Annotated in this window: 15 protein-coding genes; 7 read left to right on the forward strand and 8 right to left on the reverse strand. The window is 39.4% G+C overall.

Going from position 1 to position 13,573, the window contains the following annotated elements:
- The 8 genes from OGI71_RS16925 to OGI71_RS16960 form a co-directional block, all read right to left on the reverse strand.
- Positions 1–753: a HisA/HisF-related TIM barrel protein gene (locus OGI71_RS16925; protein WP_223583775.1), complete on the reverse strand. Its 753-nt coding sequence runs from the start codon at positions 751–753 to the stop codon at positions 1–3.
- 12 nt (positions 754–765) lie between these two features.
- Positions 766–1,365 carry an imidazole glycerol phosphate synthase subunit HisH gene (gene hisH, locus OGI71_RS16930; protein ID WP_282250452.1) on the reverse strand — a complete coding sequence of 200 codons (600 nt, stop codon included), beginning with the start codon at positions 1,363–1,365 and terminating at the stop codon, positions 766–768.
- 170 nt (positions 1,366–1,535) lie between these two features.
- Positions 1,536–2,675 (reverse strand): bifunctional histidinol-phosphatase/imidazoleglycerol-phosphate dehydratase HisB, encoded by a 1,140-nt coding sequence (gene hisB, locus OGI71_RS16935; protein ID WP_282250453.1) that lies wholly within the window; start codon positions 2,673–2,675, stop codon positions 1,536–1,538.
- 4 nt (positions 2,676–2,679) lie between these two features.
- Positions 2,680–3,738: a histidinol-phosphate transaminase gene (gene hisC, locus OGI71_RS16940; protein WP_282250454.1), complete on the reverse strand. Its 1,059-nt coding sequence runs from the start codon at positions 3,736–3,738 to the stop codon at positions 2,680–2,682.
- Positions 3,739–3,848: 110 nt separating this feature from the next.
- Positions 3,849–4,760 carry a ribonuclease Z gene (locus tag OGI71_RS16945; protein WP_282250455.1) on the reverse strand — a complete coding sequence of 304 codons (912 nt, stop codon included), beginning with the start codon at positions 4,758–4,760 and terminating at the stop codon, positions 3,849–3,851.
- A gap of 1 nt (position 4,761) precedes the next feature.
- Positions 4,762–5,142: an STAS domain-containing protein gene (locus tag OGI71_RS16950; RefSeq protein ID WP_104385068.1), complete on the reverse strand. Its 381-nt coding sequence runs from the start codon at positions 5,140–5,142 to the stop codon at positions 4,762–4,764.
- Between the two features lie 33 nt (positions 5,143–5,175).
- The gene (locus OGI71_RS16955) at positions 5,176–6,126 is read right to left on the reverse strand and encodes a phosphoribosylaminoimidazolesuccinocarboxamide synthase (RefSeq protein ID WP_282250456.1); all 951 of its coding nucleotides are present in this window, start codon (positions 6,124–6,126) and stop codon (positions 5,176–5,178) included.
- Positions 6,127–6,161: 35 nt separating this feature from the next.
- Positions 6,162–7,127, reverse strand: a complete 966-nt coding sequence (locus tag OGI71_RS16960) for a PhoH family protein (RefSeq protein ID WP_223583768.1) — start codon at positions 7,125–7,127, stop codon at positions 6,162–6,164.
- A 422-nt stretch (positions 7,128–7,549) separates the two neighbouring features.
- Here OGI71_RS16960 and OGI71_RS16965 point away from each other — a divergent pair, with 422 nt between their 5' ends.
- The 7 genes from OGI71_RS16965 to OGI71_RS16995 all read left to right on the forward strand — a co-directional run bounded on the left by OGI71_RS16965 (position 7,550) and on the right by OGI71_RS16995 (position 13,570).
- Positions 7,550–8,338, forward strand: coding sequence for an SAM-dependent chlorinase/fluorinase (locus tag OGI71_RS16965; RefSeq protein ID WP_120261416.1), 789 nt, complete (start codon positions 7,550–7,552; stop codon positions 8,336–8,338).
- 176 nt (positions 8,339–8,514) lie between these two features.
- Positions 8,515–9,066: a hypothetical protein gene (locus OGI71_RS16970; RefSeq protein WP_282250457.1), complete on the forward strand. Its 552-nt coding sequence runs from the start codon at positions 8,515–8,517 to the stop codon at positions 9,064–9,066.
- Positions 9,067–9,238: 172 nt separating this feature from the next.
- On the forward strand, positions 9,239–11,074 hold the full coding sequence (locus OGI71_RS16975) for an ABC transporter transmembrane domain-containing protein (RefSeq protein ID WP_282250458.1): 1,836 nt from the start codon (positions 9,239–9,241) through the stop codon (positions 11,072–11,074).
- Between the two features lie 103 nt (positions 11,075–11,177).
- Positions 11,178–11,573, forward strand: coding sequence for a hypothetical protein (locus tag OGI71_RS16980; RefSeq protein ID WP_282250459.1), 396 nt, complete (start codon positions 11,178–11,180; stop codon positions 11,571–11,573).
- A gap of 77 nt (positions 11,574–11,650) precedes the next feature.
- Positions 11,651–12,310, forward strand: a complete 660-nt coding sequence (locus tag OGI71_RS16985; RefSeq protein WP_282250460.1) for a heme exporter protein CcmB — start codon at positions 11,651–11,653, stop codon at positions 12,308–12,310.
- Between the two features lie 36 nt (positions 12,311–12,346).
- On the forward strand, positions 12,347–13,009 hold the full coding sequence (locus OGI71_RS16990; RefSeq protein ID WP_282250461.1) for a cytochrome c biogenesis protein: 663 nt from the start codon (positions 12,347–12,349) through the stop codon (positions 13,007–13,009).
- A gap of 351 nt (positions 13,010–13,360) precedes the next feature.
- Entirely contained in the window at positions 13,361–13,570 is a 210-nt protein-coding gene (locus OGI71_RS16995) for a CcmD family protein (protein ID WP_282250462.1), read from the forward strand.
- Positions 13,571–13,573: the final 3 nt, after the last annotated feature.

A 13,573-nucleotide genomic window follows, 5' to 3' on the forward strand; every position in this document is an offset into this window, starting at 1 on the left:
TTAAAATCTGATTAATGATTTAAGGTTCCAATCTTTGACTTCATCGATGGAGATTCTATTCTCATAGATTGCTTTTCCTACAACCACTGATTCTACTCCGCCCAGTTCCTGAAGTTTTTGAATATCATCCATCGAGCTAATACCACCAGAAGCAATCAGCTTAATGATTGGTGAATGGCTCAACAGTTTTTGATATAATTCTACACCTGCACCGCCCAATTTACCATCTTTGCTAATATCGGTACATAGAAACCTAAAGAAACCCAAAACCAAGCATTTATCAATATACTCAATCAATTTAATCGGTGAACTCTCTAACCAACCTGAGTATTTGATCACTTCGTCCAATACGTCAATTGCAATCACAATATGATCCGCATATTTCACTTTCCCCTCATTTAAAGTCGCTAGTTCCTCTAAAAAAGAAGGATTCGTAATTGCTTGTGTACCCACAATAACACGGTATACACCAGCATCCACCAATTCCTTTACTTTTTCAATGCTCCTTACCCCACCACCATATTGGATTTTCATATCTGTCTTCTGAATAATATCGAACAAATATGCTTGATTACTAAAATCACCTTTGGCACCATTTAGGTCTATGATATGAACCAATTCAGTACCGTTCGCACGATAGTTTTCTATCTGCGCTTCCAAACTAATATCATAAGTCGTAACGTCGTTGTAGTTACCCTCTCTTAAACGGACAACTTTTTTGTCCAAAACGTCAATTGCTGGAATGATATACATAATCGAATATTTTTAGTCTATTTGAATAGTTGAAAAATTGAGCAGCAACTGCTCACCTGCTTTCCCCGACTTCTCCGGGTGAAATTGTACACCAAAGAAATTATCTCTGGAAATGGCTGCTGAAAATGGTAACCCATAGTCGCATTTTGCGGCTGTAAACGTCGTATCATATTCAATATAATACGAATGCACAAAATAAAAATAAGTCTGATCTTCAATATTCGCAAATAAAGGATTATTTGCTTGCACTGAAACGCTATTCCAGCCCATATGAGGCACTTTGCCCGCTACTCCGGCATCAAAATGTAACGTCTTCAACGGGAATAACTCCAACATCCCGGCATCACCTTCTTCTGAATATTCAGTCAAAAGCTGCATGCCGACACAGATACCCAAAACAGGTTTACGCAGTTCTTTAATATAGGGTACTAATCCCGACTCGCGCAATTTATTCATGGCTGCTCCGGCATGTCCTACTCCTGGAATAATAATACGATCGTAAAGATCGATCTCATCCGCAGTATTGATCATACCATAGGTCACCCCTACCCGATCTAGTGCAGCAGTCAGGGAAAAGATATTCCCAGCGCCATAGTTAATAATTCCTATCATTTTTTTAGTATTGAGTATGGAGTATTGAGTATGGAGACTTTAGTTACGTTAGCCGCTGGCTTACCTACTTCATCTTTTTCTCTTTAGCCCAAACTTTTTTATCTTCTTACCCTATAAGGGCAATATCTTAGTTTTATAGCTGCGTCACAAAGACAACTATAAAGTAAAAACTACAAAACACCTTTTGTACTTGGTAGTTGCATATGATCCGCATCTCGTCGTACCGCTTTCTTTATAGATTTAGCAAAAGCTTTAAAGATTGCTTCGATCTTATGGTGCTCGTTATCCCCCTCAGCTTTGATATTTAGATTTGATTTGGAGGCATCAGAAAATGATTTAAAGAAATGGAAGAACATCTCTGTCGGCATGTCACCTATTTTCTCACGTTTAAATTCAGCATCCCAGACAATCCAATTACGTCCACCAAAATCCAGTGCGACCTGTGCCAGGCAATCATCCATTGGTAAGGTGTAAGAGTAGCGTTCAATACCACGCTTGTCTCCCAATACCTTCAAGAACACCTCTCCCAAAGCAATCCCTGTATCTTCGATAGTATGGTGCTCATCTATATGAAGATCGCCTTTAGCTTTGATCGTTAAGTCCAATGCACCATGTCGGGCTATTTGATCCAACATATGATCAAAGAAGGGCAATCCTGTTTCGATTTCCGATTTACCGGAGCCATCCAAGTTCAATTGAATAAAAATATCCGTTTCATTCGTCTTACGATGATGTTCGGCAGTGCGCGTTCCCAATTTCAGAAATTCATAAACTGTTTTCCAGTCCATTGTCTCTAAAGCTACGACTGCAGGGTCAATGTCCACATTTTCCAATGCGCCCAATTGATCATTCGCCCGCAACCAGATAGCCTTTGCACCAAGATTTTGAGCAAGCTTAACATCATTTACGCGGTCACCAATAACAAACGACTGGCTTAAATCATATTTTGAAGCGTCAAAATATTCACCGAGCATGCCGATACCGGGTTTACGTGTATCTGCATTTTCGTGTGGGAAAGTCTTGTCAATATGTTCCTTGGCAAATACTACACCTTCTGCCGCAAACGTATCTAGCACAAAATGATGGACAGGCCAGAAGTTTTCTTCCGGATGGGAAGATGTCCCTAGACCATCTTGGTTGGAAACCAAGATCAATTCAAAATCCAGTTCCTTCGCGATACGTGGCAGGTACTGTAAAGCACCCGGATAGAATTTTAATTTTGCAAAAGAATCAATCTGCTCATCTTCTGGTTCCAAAATTAATGTTCCGTCACGGTCTATAAACAGTACACGTTTTAAGTTATCAGGCATAGTATTATTTATTGATTTGATTAAGTTTTTCTAATAAAGTTCTGTTCTCTGCAGGTGTCCCGACTGTGATCCGCAAGCAGCCTTCGCAAAGCTCCACTTTAGACCGATCTCTGACGATGATCCCATACTGAACTAGATAATCGTAGACTTCTCTCGGCTGTTCCATCTTGACCAAGATAAAATTGGCATCAGAAGGAGTAATATATTGTACATAGTCCAGTTCGAGTAGTTCGCGTACCAGTTTCTCACGTTCCGAAACAGTCTCTTTGATCCAGTCATTGACTTGATCCACATTATTCAAGGCCTCCAGCACGATATCTTGTGTTGCTTGATTAATGTTATAGGGTGGTTTAATTTTATTATAAACTGCTATAATTTCTTTACTTGCAAATGCCATGCCCAACCGCAGCGCCGCAAGCCCCCATGCTTTAGATAAAGTCTGCAATACCACCAAGTTTGGATATTCGGCCAGTTCCTGTGTAAATGACTTCACGGCGGAAAAATTGATATAAGCTTCATCGACAACAACAAGTCCCTGGAAATTATTCAATACCGTTTCTATATCCTGACGACGGATAGAGTTTCCTGTTGGATTATTCGGTGAACAGATAAAAATCAGCTTGGTATGTGCATCTATCGCATTAGCGATACCATCCAAATCCAATTGATAGTCTGCTGTTAGGTTTACTTTCTTGAAGGCAACATCATTGATATTCGCAGACACTTCATACATACCATAGGTAGGTGGAACTAAAATTACATTGTCCACACCAGGTGTACAAAATGCACGGTATAAAATATCAATAGCTTCATCGCTTCCATTACCCAAAAAGATATTTCCTGCGGGTACTCCTTTTATGTTTGAAAGTTTTGCTTTGACTTGATGTTGGAGAGGGTCTGGGTATCGGTTGTAATCATGGTTTAGTGGGGATCCAAAAGGATTTTCATTAGCATCAATCAATATGGATGCCTCCCCTTTAAATTCATCTCTAGCGGACGAATAAGGTACGAGCTTCTTGATATTTTCCCGTAATAGGTTGTTTAAGTTGAATGGATTATCCATTATAAAAAAATTAGAGCCGTAAACTTAGATAAATTGTTTATCAAAAGCAATATAATAAGCAATTTAAAAAGCATTTGATGGTAGAAATGTGGTATAAAACGCACAAAAAACTAAACTAAAAACCATTTTCCTTCGATAGAAAGTTCGGTATTTGGGAATGCCGTTCGTGCCTCTTCCAATAAAGGGTTCAAATCCCGGTATCGGGCTGAATAATGTCCCAGCAATAATTTCTTTGCATGGGTTTCTTTTGCGATCTCCCCAGCCTCCAATGCTGTTGTATGGAAAGTCTCCTTGGCCCTGTCTACCATATCATGCAGGAATGTAGACTCATGATACATAAGATCAGCATGCTGAACATAGGGCAGATAGTCAGCAGTACGTACCGTGTCCGAACAATATACGTAACTTCTGGATTTAGGCGCGGGTAAGCTCAATTGGTCTGCTGGATAAACATTACCATTTTCATCCACGTAATCCATCCCTTTCTTTATGGTAGGATAATAGACTGTGGGAATATTGAGTGTCTGAACCACATCACCGAGTAGGGTGCGGGCTCTTGGTCCTTCATCGAAGCGAAAACCGGTACAGGCAATACGATGTGTTAAAGGGAATGTGCTTATTTTCATCGTTCGATTTTCAAAAATAACACCGGGCTCGTCGGGTGAAATCGGATGAAAAATAAGATTATAACGTAAGACTGTCTCAGAATGTAGAAATTGTATATCCAAAATCTCTTTTAAGGCAGCAGGGCCATATAGATGAAGATCACTTTTGCGTCCGACAAGGTGCATCGAAGAGAGCAGCCCGACCAAACCTAAGTAGTGATCTCCATGTAAGTGGCTAATAAAAATATGTCCTAAGCGATTGCTTTTAATTCCATATCGGCTGAGTTGCATTTGCGTACCCTCACCACAGTCGATCAAAAACAATTGTTCATTAAAGTTCAACACTTGGCTAGTCGGATGACGATCAAACATCGGTGTCGCGGAACTATTTCCTAATATTAGAACTTCAAACTTCATATTAATCCTCAATTGTCCCCCGATATTCAGATTCCAATTCGTGTGCAAAGATTAAATCTTCAGCGACCTTTAGTGATGGAGCAATCTTTATCGATTTATCCAAGTGCGACACACGAACCATATCCATTAATTTAGGACAAAGATTGACTAAAATAAATACGCCGCCAACAGATTGACATAAACGATGTGCCAGTATCCCCAAACGAATACCCACTTCATCCGTCTTTTGGACGTGAATCATATCCAAAACAATATTGCGTTGACCAATCGTATTGCGCAACAAAAACTCCCCCTTCAATTTAGCTGCATTATCGGCATCTATCACTTCAACATGAGGCTCTATGACAATATAACGATCGTGTTTATCAATAGTGTACTTCATAAGTCTATTTCATTAGTTTGAGGATACAATGTACTAATAATTTAGCTCTTTTAAGGCTTTTGCCACATTTCTTTCCACACGTTCAAGTACATTTTCCTGATCAGGATAGACAAATTTTTCTCCAACAATATGTTCGTATAGCTCAATATAGCGTTCGGAAATTGAAGCAATAATATCATCTGTCATCTCCGGAACCACTTGCCCATCCTTACCTTGAAAACCATTATCGATCAACCACTTCCGGACAAACTCTTTTGACAATTGCTTTTGTGCCTCACCATTTTCCTGACGTTCCTGATATCCATCTGCATAGAAATAACGGGAAGAATCCGGCGTATGGATCTCATCAATCAAAACGATTTTGCCATCTTTTTTACCAAATTCATATTTGGTATCCACTAAGATCAATCCTCTTTGTGCTGCAATTTCAGTTCCGCGTTGAAACAATGCTTTGGTATACTTCTCCAATTGCACATAATCCTCTTCACTTACAATACCTTTTTTCAAAATATCTGCGCGAGAAATGTCCTCATCGTGACCTACAGCTGCTTTCGTCGTCGGGGTAATAATTGGCTCTGGTAATTTATCATTCTCTTTTAGTCCTTCAGGAAGAGATTCGCCACAGACTTCACGTTTACCAGCGGCATATTCGCGCCAAGCATGCCCAGATAAATAGCCACGGATTACCATTTCTACTTTAAACGGCTCACACATTTGACCAATAGTCACACTAGGATCTGGTACGGATACAACCCAATTGGGGATAATATCAGCTGTCGCTTTCAAAAATTTAGCTGCAATCTGATTTAACACCTGCCCTTTATAAGGGATAGGGCGAGGAAGTACCACATCAAATGCTGAAATACGGTCAGAAGCCACCATCGCCAAGTAGGTATCGGCAATCGTATACACATCACGTACCTTTCCTCTGTAAAAAGCCGTCTGATTTTCGAAATTGAAATTTGTTTCTTTTATAGCGTTCATGTTCAAAGTAAAATTCTTATGTCAGTAGTTATTGATTAAATATCGCCATATGCTTCCAAAATACGTCGCACCAATTTATGACGAACCACATCGCCGCCACTCAGGTGAATAATATCAATACCTTCAATATTTTCCAGCAAACGGATCGATGTCGAAAGTCCGGATTGATTCTTTTTGGGGAGATCGACCTGCGTCATATCACCTGTAACAATAAATTTTGCGGTGGGTCCCATACGAGTCAAAAACATCTTCAACTGCATATCCGTTGCATTTTGGGCTTCATCTAAAATAACGAAACAGTTATCAAGGGTACGCCCCCGCATAAATGCCAATGGTGCAACCTCGATGGTACGGTTTTCTAAATATCCTTTTAGTTTTTCTGCGGGGATCATATCGTCAAGCGCATCATAAAGTGGCCTCAAATAAGGATCGACCTTTTCTTTCAAGTCCCCAGGTAGAAAACCCAAGTTTTCTCCAGCTTCTACAGCCGGCCTGGTCAAGATGATCCGTTTGATTTCCTTATTGCGAAGCGCTCTTACCGCTAATGCAACAGCCGTATAGGTTTTTCCTGTTCCCGCTGGGCCAATGGCAAATAAGATGTCATTTTTTGAAATACTATCAACCATCCGTCTTTGGTTAGGCGTCCGGGCCCGAACAATCACACCATTAGGTCCGTAAACAATGGGTTCAGAACCAAATGCCGCATTCTTGGCTGCAATCTCCTTTTCCTGCTGCGCGGCTGAGCCTGCGCTCGCCCCTAGGAGATTTTCAAAATCCAACAAGGTAATGTTGTTGAATTTCTCTAGATGAGCCATAACTTCCTTAAACGATTGCTCAAATAGTTCCAATTCCTTCGCATCTCCCAACACTTTCATTTCACTTCCACGAGCTACAATCCGCAGTTTTGGGAATTGTTTCTTCAAATAATCAAAGTGCTCATTGTCTGCTCCCCATAATATGGGTAAATTCAGACCATCTAATGCAATTAGTAATTCGTTCAAATTTTATCCTATTTTAGAAATAATTAGATTGTAGCTACTACGCAATAGCGCTTATACGTAATACTATTCAAAATTAACGTATTCTAATGAGAAAATACGCCATCCCACAGAGATTTTTGCAAAAAGAAAACCAAATTATTTTTTTTGCGTTTCATACATAAGTTTCGCTTTTAAACGTGGATCTTCAAGGTACACAAATCAATTCTTTACAGTAGAAATAGAAGCTATGTTTGTGTATATCAATTGAAAAAAGATATATTCAAAATAAGTTCTTCAATTAGCTTTACAAATCAGCTGATAAATAGTAATTTTGTCCTCTATTTGAATAGATTTTCAGGAACAGAATATGCAAAAGACAGGAGATCTATTTCTATTCATTCAAAAAGGGAATTTGACAGCAATTCGGTCTACTTTAGATTATAATGGCAGTAATTACGTTAACGACAGATCTAGGACATAAAGATTTTTATCAAGCTGCGCTAAAAGGGAGCCTTTTAACGCAGTTGTCTGATGTTAACATTGTCGATATCACCCACGAGATCCCAGCATTCAATATTCCACGCGCAGCTTTTGTACTTGGCAATGCGTATCATTATTTCCCAAAAGGAACGGTACATATCATCGGCATCAACACCCTCTTTCATGAAGAATCCAAATACATCGGCATGAAATACAGGGACCATTATTTTGTTGGTGCAGACAATGGCATTTTCAGCTTACTGTTAAATGGAAATGAACCACAGGAATTGTACGAACTCAATTTGATGCAGGACCTGAGATACCTCCATTTCCCCCTTGCTGATATTCTTTCGAAATCGGCCTGCCATATTGCAAAAGGTGGCAAACTGAAAGATGTCGGCACCCCCATGCATCAACTGATCGAAAAAGTCACTTTACAACCGATCTTTGACAAAGACATGATCCGCGGCAATGTCATTTATGTGGACGCCTTTGGTAATGCCATTACTAATATTTCCAAAGACCTGTTCAATAAAGTCCAAAAGGGACGGAATTTTATCTTGTATTTCAAACGCAACGAAACAATCACCAATCTTTCCTGGCATTATAACGAAGTTGGTGAGGGCGAAAAATTGTGTCTTTTTGGTATTAGTAATTACTTAGAAATTGCCATCAACAAAGGAAATGCAAGCCAACTCTTGGGGCTTCACGACGACGATTCCAACGTCATTCGTATAGAATTTAAAGATTAATTTCATAAATTCATTCCTAGAAATAGTTTATTCACTTCAATCTGTCCCTAAACTGCGCAACGGGCTTTTGGCAGTTTAACACTTGATTTAGCGGAGTTGCCAATCCTGCTTTGCAGTTTGACAAATTAAGGCGATTTCAGCAACGTTAATTTCAGATTGATTGGTCAAATTTAGGTATGAAATCTTTAAAACACACAGTACTATCTTTTCTTCTATTGTTTAGCATTGGCCTTTTAAATGCGCAAGAAAATGCAGATTCCAGCGCTTTTGAGGTACAACGTAAACGTGTCAACAGCCTACTCGATGCACGGCAACAAAAGTTTGGCGCCTATGACACCAGCCTTACTCAGAAAACAGGCCTTTTTGGCCTATTCAAATCCAAAGGTGATATGCAAAAAAGCATCGATATCCTGAAGGATGTCGTGATCACGGACAACAACATTTTTTTGGAGACGCAGCAGCTGTTAAAAATAAAAGATTTCGAAAAGGACAAATTTCGACAGATGGCGACCGAATATGATAAACAGATCTCCGCTTATATGGGCACGATCAACAAACTTCAAAATGAGAATGAGCGACTGCGGACAGAATTGGACAAAACAGCGGGAAAGGGTCTGCCCGGTAATTTATGGCTTTACATCGCTTTGCTTGTCATTATTATTCTAGCAGTCTTATTGTATCGTAGCCATACCCAAAAATCGACGCTCAGCGGCAAGAATTCAGGCTAGTCCTTTTGGATCTCCCCCATCAATCGGTGACATGTACCAATAAAACAGGTCAAAATATAACTTTAGTTGATTAAAATAGGTAAAAAGCTAAAAAATTGACCAAAGTATGATAGCAAAATATTTTTAATCTCTTTACATTTGTCCTCGCAACAAAACATTGAAGTAGCGGATTATGGCAAGAGGTTTCAATAGTGGTAATAAACAAGAAGAAGATCTACCAAAACCAAAGTTAAATAAGGAGCTCCTATTACGGGCTTCGAAAATAATGACCTATTTAAGGCCTTATCGGGTTAAGTTTGGAATTGGAATGTTATTTCTGGCATTATCCAGTCTTTCAATGCTGACTTTCCCCGCACTACTGGGTGCCATGATTGATGCTGCTCAAGGAAAGCAAAAATATAGCTGGTTAACTTCTGAAGTTTATTACATTGGCGGGATCGCTTTTGTTATTCTATCGTTCACCTCGGTTGTTTCATTTTTCCGTATCCGTATTTTTGTCGAGATCGCAGAACGTGCTTTGGCGAAAATCCGTAAAGACACCTATCATAAGCTCATCACCTTGCCAATTGAATTTTTCGCCAACCGTCGTGTTGGGGAATTAAACAGCAGATTGTCCGCAGATCTATCCCAGATCCAGGACACCCTGACGACCACATTGGCTGAAATTTTAAGACAATTGATCAGTCTTTGTTTTGGTGTATTTCTGTTGGTCTGGGTATCACCCAAATTGGCCTTGATGAATCTATGCATACTACCTGTTATTGTGGTTGCAGCTATTATTTTCGGGAAATTCATCCGCGAATTATCGAGACAGGCTCAGGATAAGATGGCGGAATCAAATAGTATTGTTCAGGAAACATTATTGGGGATTAGCAATGTAAAAGCTTTTGTGAACGAATACTTTGAATTCAACCGCTATAGTAATCAGATGGATTCTGTTGTCAAATTAGCCGTGAAAGGAGCAACCTTTCGGGGTGCCTTTGCTTCCTTTATCATATTCTGTATTTTCGGAGCTGTTATAGCCGTCATCTGGTATGGTGCAGCATTAGTATCTATCCACGAGATGTCTGTTGGTGATCTAACGACTTATATCCTGTATTCTATGTTTGTCGCCGGATCAATGGGTAGTTTCCCAGAATTATACGCAAACATACAGCGCTCACTAGGAGCTAGCGAAAGGATCCTGGAAATTCTTGATGAACCACAGGAAGATATCAACGTTGAACCGAGCTGTAAAGATATCCGTAAAAAGATGAGTGGAGATCTCCGCTTCAATCATGTGGCATTTGCCTATCCTAGCCGACCGGATATTGAAATTCTCAAAGACATTAACTTTACAGCCAATGCCGGCGATAAAATTGCCATAGTAGGCCCTAGTGGAACCGGAAAATCAACCATTGCATCTTTAATATTGCAATTTTATACAAACAATAAAGGTGAGGTACTGTATGATGGCAAGCCCGCCTCAGACTTTGACCTCTGTGATATACGGAACCAGGTTGCCATTGTACCACAGGACGTTTTATTATTTGGCGGAACTATCCGCGAGAATATCGCTTATGGTAAATTAGATGCCACCGAAACCGAAATAACTGAGGCCGCCCAACGTGCCAATGCACATCAATTTATATTAGGTTTTCCCGAAGGTTATGATACCATCGTCGGAGAACGCGGTGTGAAGCTTTCTGGTGGACAACGTCAACGTATCGCCATCGCCCGTGCACTACTCAAAGATCCAGCTATTTTGATCTTAGATGAAGCAACATCCTCTTTAGATTCAGAATCTGAACGTCAAGTTCAAGATGCCCTAGAAGAATTAATGCGTGGCCGTACTTCCGTTATCATTGCGCACAGACTTTCTACAATCGTCGATGCGGACAAAATCATCGTGGTCGAAAACGGGGTTGTTTCGGAGAGCGGAACACATTTCGAGTTGCTACAAAAAGAAAGTGGTCTCTATAGACACCTGTACACCCTGCAATCCAAACAGCAAAAGGTAGATATGTAAAATTTTGTTAATTATTGATTCTTTTTAAACAAATTGTTCCAGAGATTGTTCATTTGGTATCATACTTGATTATCATTTGAATACACAATAAAATAGAAGAATTATGAAAAATAAAAATGGATTAGTGGCATTTGCTTTGGTAGGATTGGCTGCGGGAGCTGCTGCATGGTATCTTTTAGGAACCGATGACGGGAAAAAACAATTAGATCGTGCAAATGATGGCATCAAAAGCTTAACTAAGTCATTGAAGGATCTTTCGAGAAAAGAAGCTAGAAAAGCACAAAAGTTAGCAAACAGAGCTTCTGCTGAGTTGGACAACTTAAAATCAAAAGCTCAAGCTGCATTCAGTAAAGCTTCAGATGATGCTGATGCATTGAAAAACAAAGCAAAAGAAGCCGGTAGAGAGGCTTTGGACCACGCAAACAATGCCGCACAGAATTTAGCAAGTAAAATCGACAACACAACCGATGCTGCTAAATCAAAAATTTCTAATGCATAAGTAAAAAAAACATTTTTTTAAGAATTGATGGTTTAACCACCTCCTGTGGTTAAAATACATTTGTATCTTTGCGGGATATGACTTTACTGCAACAGGTAAAAACTTTGATTCTTAAAGACATTATTCTGGAATGGCGATCAAAATATGCCATCAACGGAATCCTACTATATGTCGTATCTACTGTATTTGTTTGTTATCAGGCATTCAAATCAGTAGATACTACAGTTTGGAATGCATTGTTTTGGATTATCATGTTATTCGCTTCAATCAATGCAATAAACAAGAGTTTTGTTCAAGAAAATCCCAACCGACAGCTCTATTACTATTCACTAGTTGACCCACGGGCGATTATTCTCGCCAAAGTTATTTACAATATGTTATTGATGACCATCTTGGCAACCATTGCTTATTTCGTCTATTCAATCATATTCAAAAACCCACTTGGGGATCCCACATTATATTTTATTTCAGTCATTCTGGGTAGTATAAGTTTTGCCAGTGTATTTACCATGATTTCTGGTATAAGTTCCAAAGCAGGAAACAACAGTACGCTCATGGCTATTTTGAGTTTTCCGGCTATCATCCCCTTATTGATCGTATTGATCAAGCTCTCCCGCAATGCCATAGAAGGCCTGGAAAGGGCGGCAAGTACAAGAGAAATAATTGTATTACTCGCAATTAATGTAATCACGATCACTATTTCTTTATTGTTATTTCCGTACCTTTGGCGAGATTAAATTTTAGAATTGAAAACACATTAAATTCAATTTACCATGAGAAAAAAATGGTGGAAAATATTAGCGGTCCTGATTATCTGCACAGTCATTATCAATGGTCTTCTAGGGCCTGTTCCCCGCCTATTTATCCTTCACGAAAGTATCAGAAACGTCTATTTCCACGTCCCGATGTGGTCGGCAATGATCGTGATGTACCTGATTTCTGTTATTTATAGCATCAAATACCTCAATACAGGAAAACAAGAATACGACCTTATGGCTATTGAAGCGGTCAACACGGGTATTACTTTTTGTTTTTTTGGCTTGGCAACAGGAATGTTGTGGGCAAATATTACCTGGGGTGAGCCTTGGCCAAATGACCCCAAATTAAATGGTTCGGCAATAGCGACTTTAATGTATCTGGCCTACCTCGTACTCCGCAATGCGCTTGAAGAAGAGCAAAAAAGAGCGAAAATATCTGCCGTCTACAATATCTTTGCATTTCCGATCATTATTGTGCTGCTCTATATTCTGCCAAAGATGACAGACTCTCTTCACCCCGGAAGTGGTGGTAATGCTACTTTTGGCCAGCTACAAATGAGTAACGAGCTTCGCCCGACATTTTATGCTGCAATGATCGGATGGCCGATGATCGCTTTCTGGATCTGTTCACTCCGCTATAGAGTACGTTTATTGGAAAGAAAAGAACAGGAAAGCTAGTTGTAATCAGCAATAAGAATAAGAGGCAGGGTATTTTTCATGTCTTTGAAGATATCTCCAGTCAACAACGAGCTTAGGCTCAATAAAAAAGGATTGAAATAGCAATCACCAAAACATTCTCCAGCATAAATTAATACTGGATTTCATGTGGTGACAACATCGATAAAAAATAGAACTCTGATAAAACCAAAGCGTAAATAATACTGGCAAACAATGCTTTTTTATTTACGCAGGTCCTAATCAGCCATTAAAAGACAAATAAATAGGATGAAGCTATCAGATTTATTCAATCACACCGAGTTGTGAATAAATCTGATAGCTTCATCACAACTGAAAAACAAATTTATACGGATGAAAAAAATAACATTGTCAATTGCATTATTAGTATTATCAACGTTAAGCACATTTGCGCAGGATGACGTTGATATGGCAACGGGCTTACGTAGTGAGGGCAAAATCTATGTGGTTGTTCTCGTGATGTTGGTCATTTTTCTAGGTCTAGCCTTCTTTCTTTTCTTGCTTGACCGCCGCATAACGAAACTAGAAAAAAAGAATAAATAGTCA

The organism is Sphingobacterium sp. ML3W (assembly GCF_029542085.1).
Taxonomy (GTDB): Bacteria; Bacteroidota; Bacteroidia; order Sphingobacteriales; family Sphingobacteriaceae; genus Sphingobacterium.

Coding starts and splice junctions, on each gene's coding strand:
- OGI71_RS16950 (WP_104385068.1), bottom strand. CDS start 5,142: ATGAAGTACACTATTGATAAACACGATCGTTATATTGTCATAGAGCCT.
- hisB (WP_282250453.1), bottom strand. CDS start 2,675: ATGCCTGATAACTTAAAACGTGTACTGTTTATAGACCGTGACGGAACA.
- hisH (WP_282250452.1), bottom strand. CDS start 1,365: ATGATAGGAATTATTAACTATGGCGCTGGGAATATCTTTTCCCTGACT.
- OGI71_RS16945 (WP_282250455.1), bottom strand. CDS start 4,760: ATGAAGTTTGAAGTTCTAATATTAGGAAATAGTTCCGCGACACCGATG.
- OGI71_RS16985 (WP_282250460.1), top strand. CDS start 11,651: ATGACTTTACTGCAACAGGTAAAAACTTTGATTCTTAAAGACATTATT.
- OGI71_RS16965 (WP_120261416.1), top strand. CDS start 7,550: ATGGCAGTAATTACGTTAACGACAGATCTAGGACATAAAGATTTTTAT.
- hisC (WP_282250454.1), bottom strand. CDS start 3,738: ATGGATAATCCATTCAACTTAAACAACCTATTACGGGAAAATATCAAG.
- OGI71_RS16995 (WP_282250462.1), top strand. CDS start 13,361: ATGAAAAAAATAACATTGTCAATTGCATTATTAGTATTATCAACGTTA.
- OGI71_RS16980 (WP_282250459.1), top strand. CDS start 11,178: ATGAAAAATAAAAATGGATTAGTGGCATTTGCTTTGGTAGGATTGGCT.
- OGI71_RS16975 (WP_282250458.1), top strand. CDS start 9,239: ATGGCAAGAGGTTTCAATAGTGGTAATAAACAAGAAGAAGATCTACCA.
- OGI71_RS16990 (WP_282250461.1), top strand. CDS start 12,347: ATGAGAAAAAAATGGTGGAAAATATTAGCGGTCCTGATTATCTGCACA.
- OGI71_RS16925 (WP_223583775.1), bottom strand. CDS start 753: ATGTATATCATTCCAGCAATTGACGTTTTGGACAAAAAAGTTGTCCGT.
- OGI71_RS16970 (WP_282250457.1), top strand. CDS start 8,515: ATGAAATCTTTAAAACACACAGTACTATCTTTTCTTCTATTGTTTAGC.
- OGI71_RS16955 (WP_282250456.1), bottom strand. CDS start 6,126: ATGAACGCTATAAAAGAAACAAATTTCAATTTCGAAAATCAGACGGCT.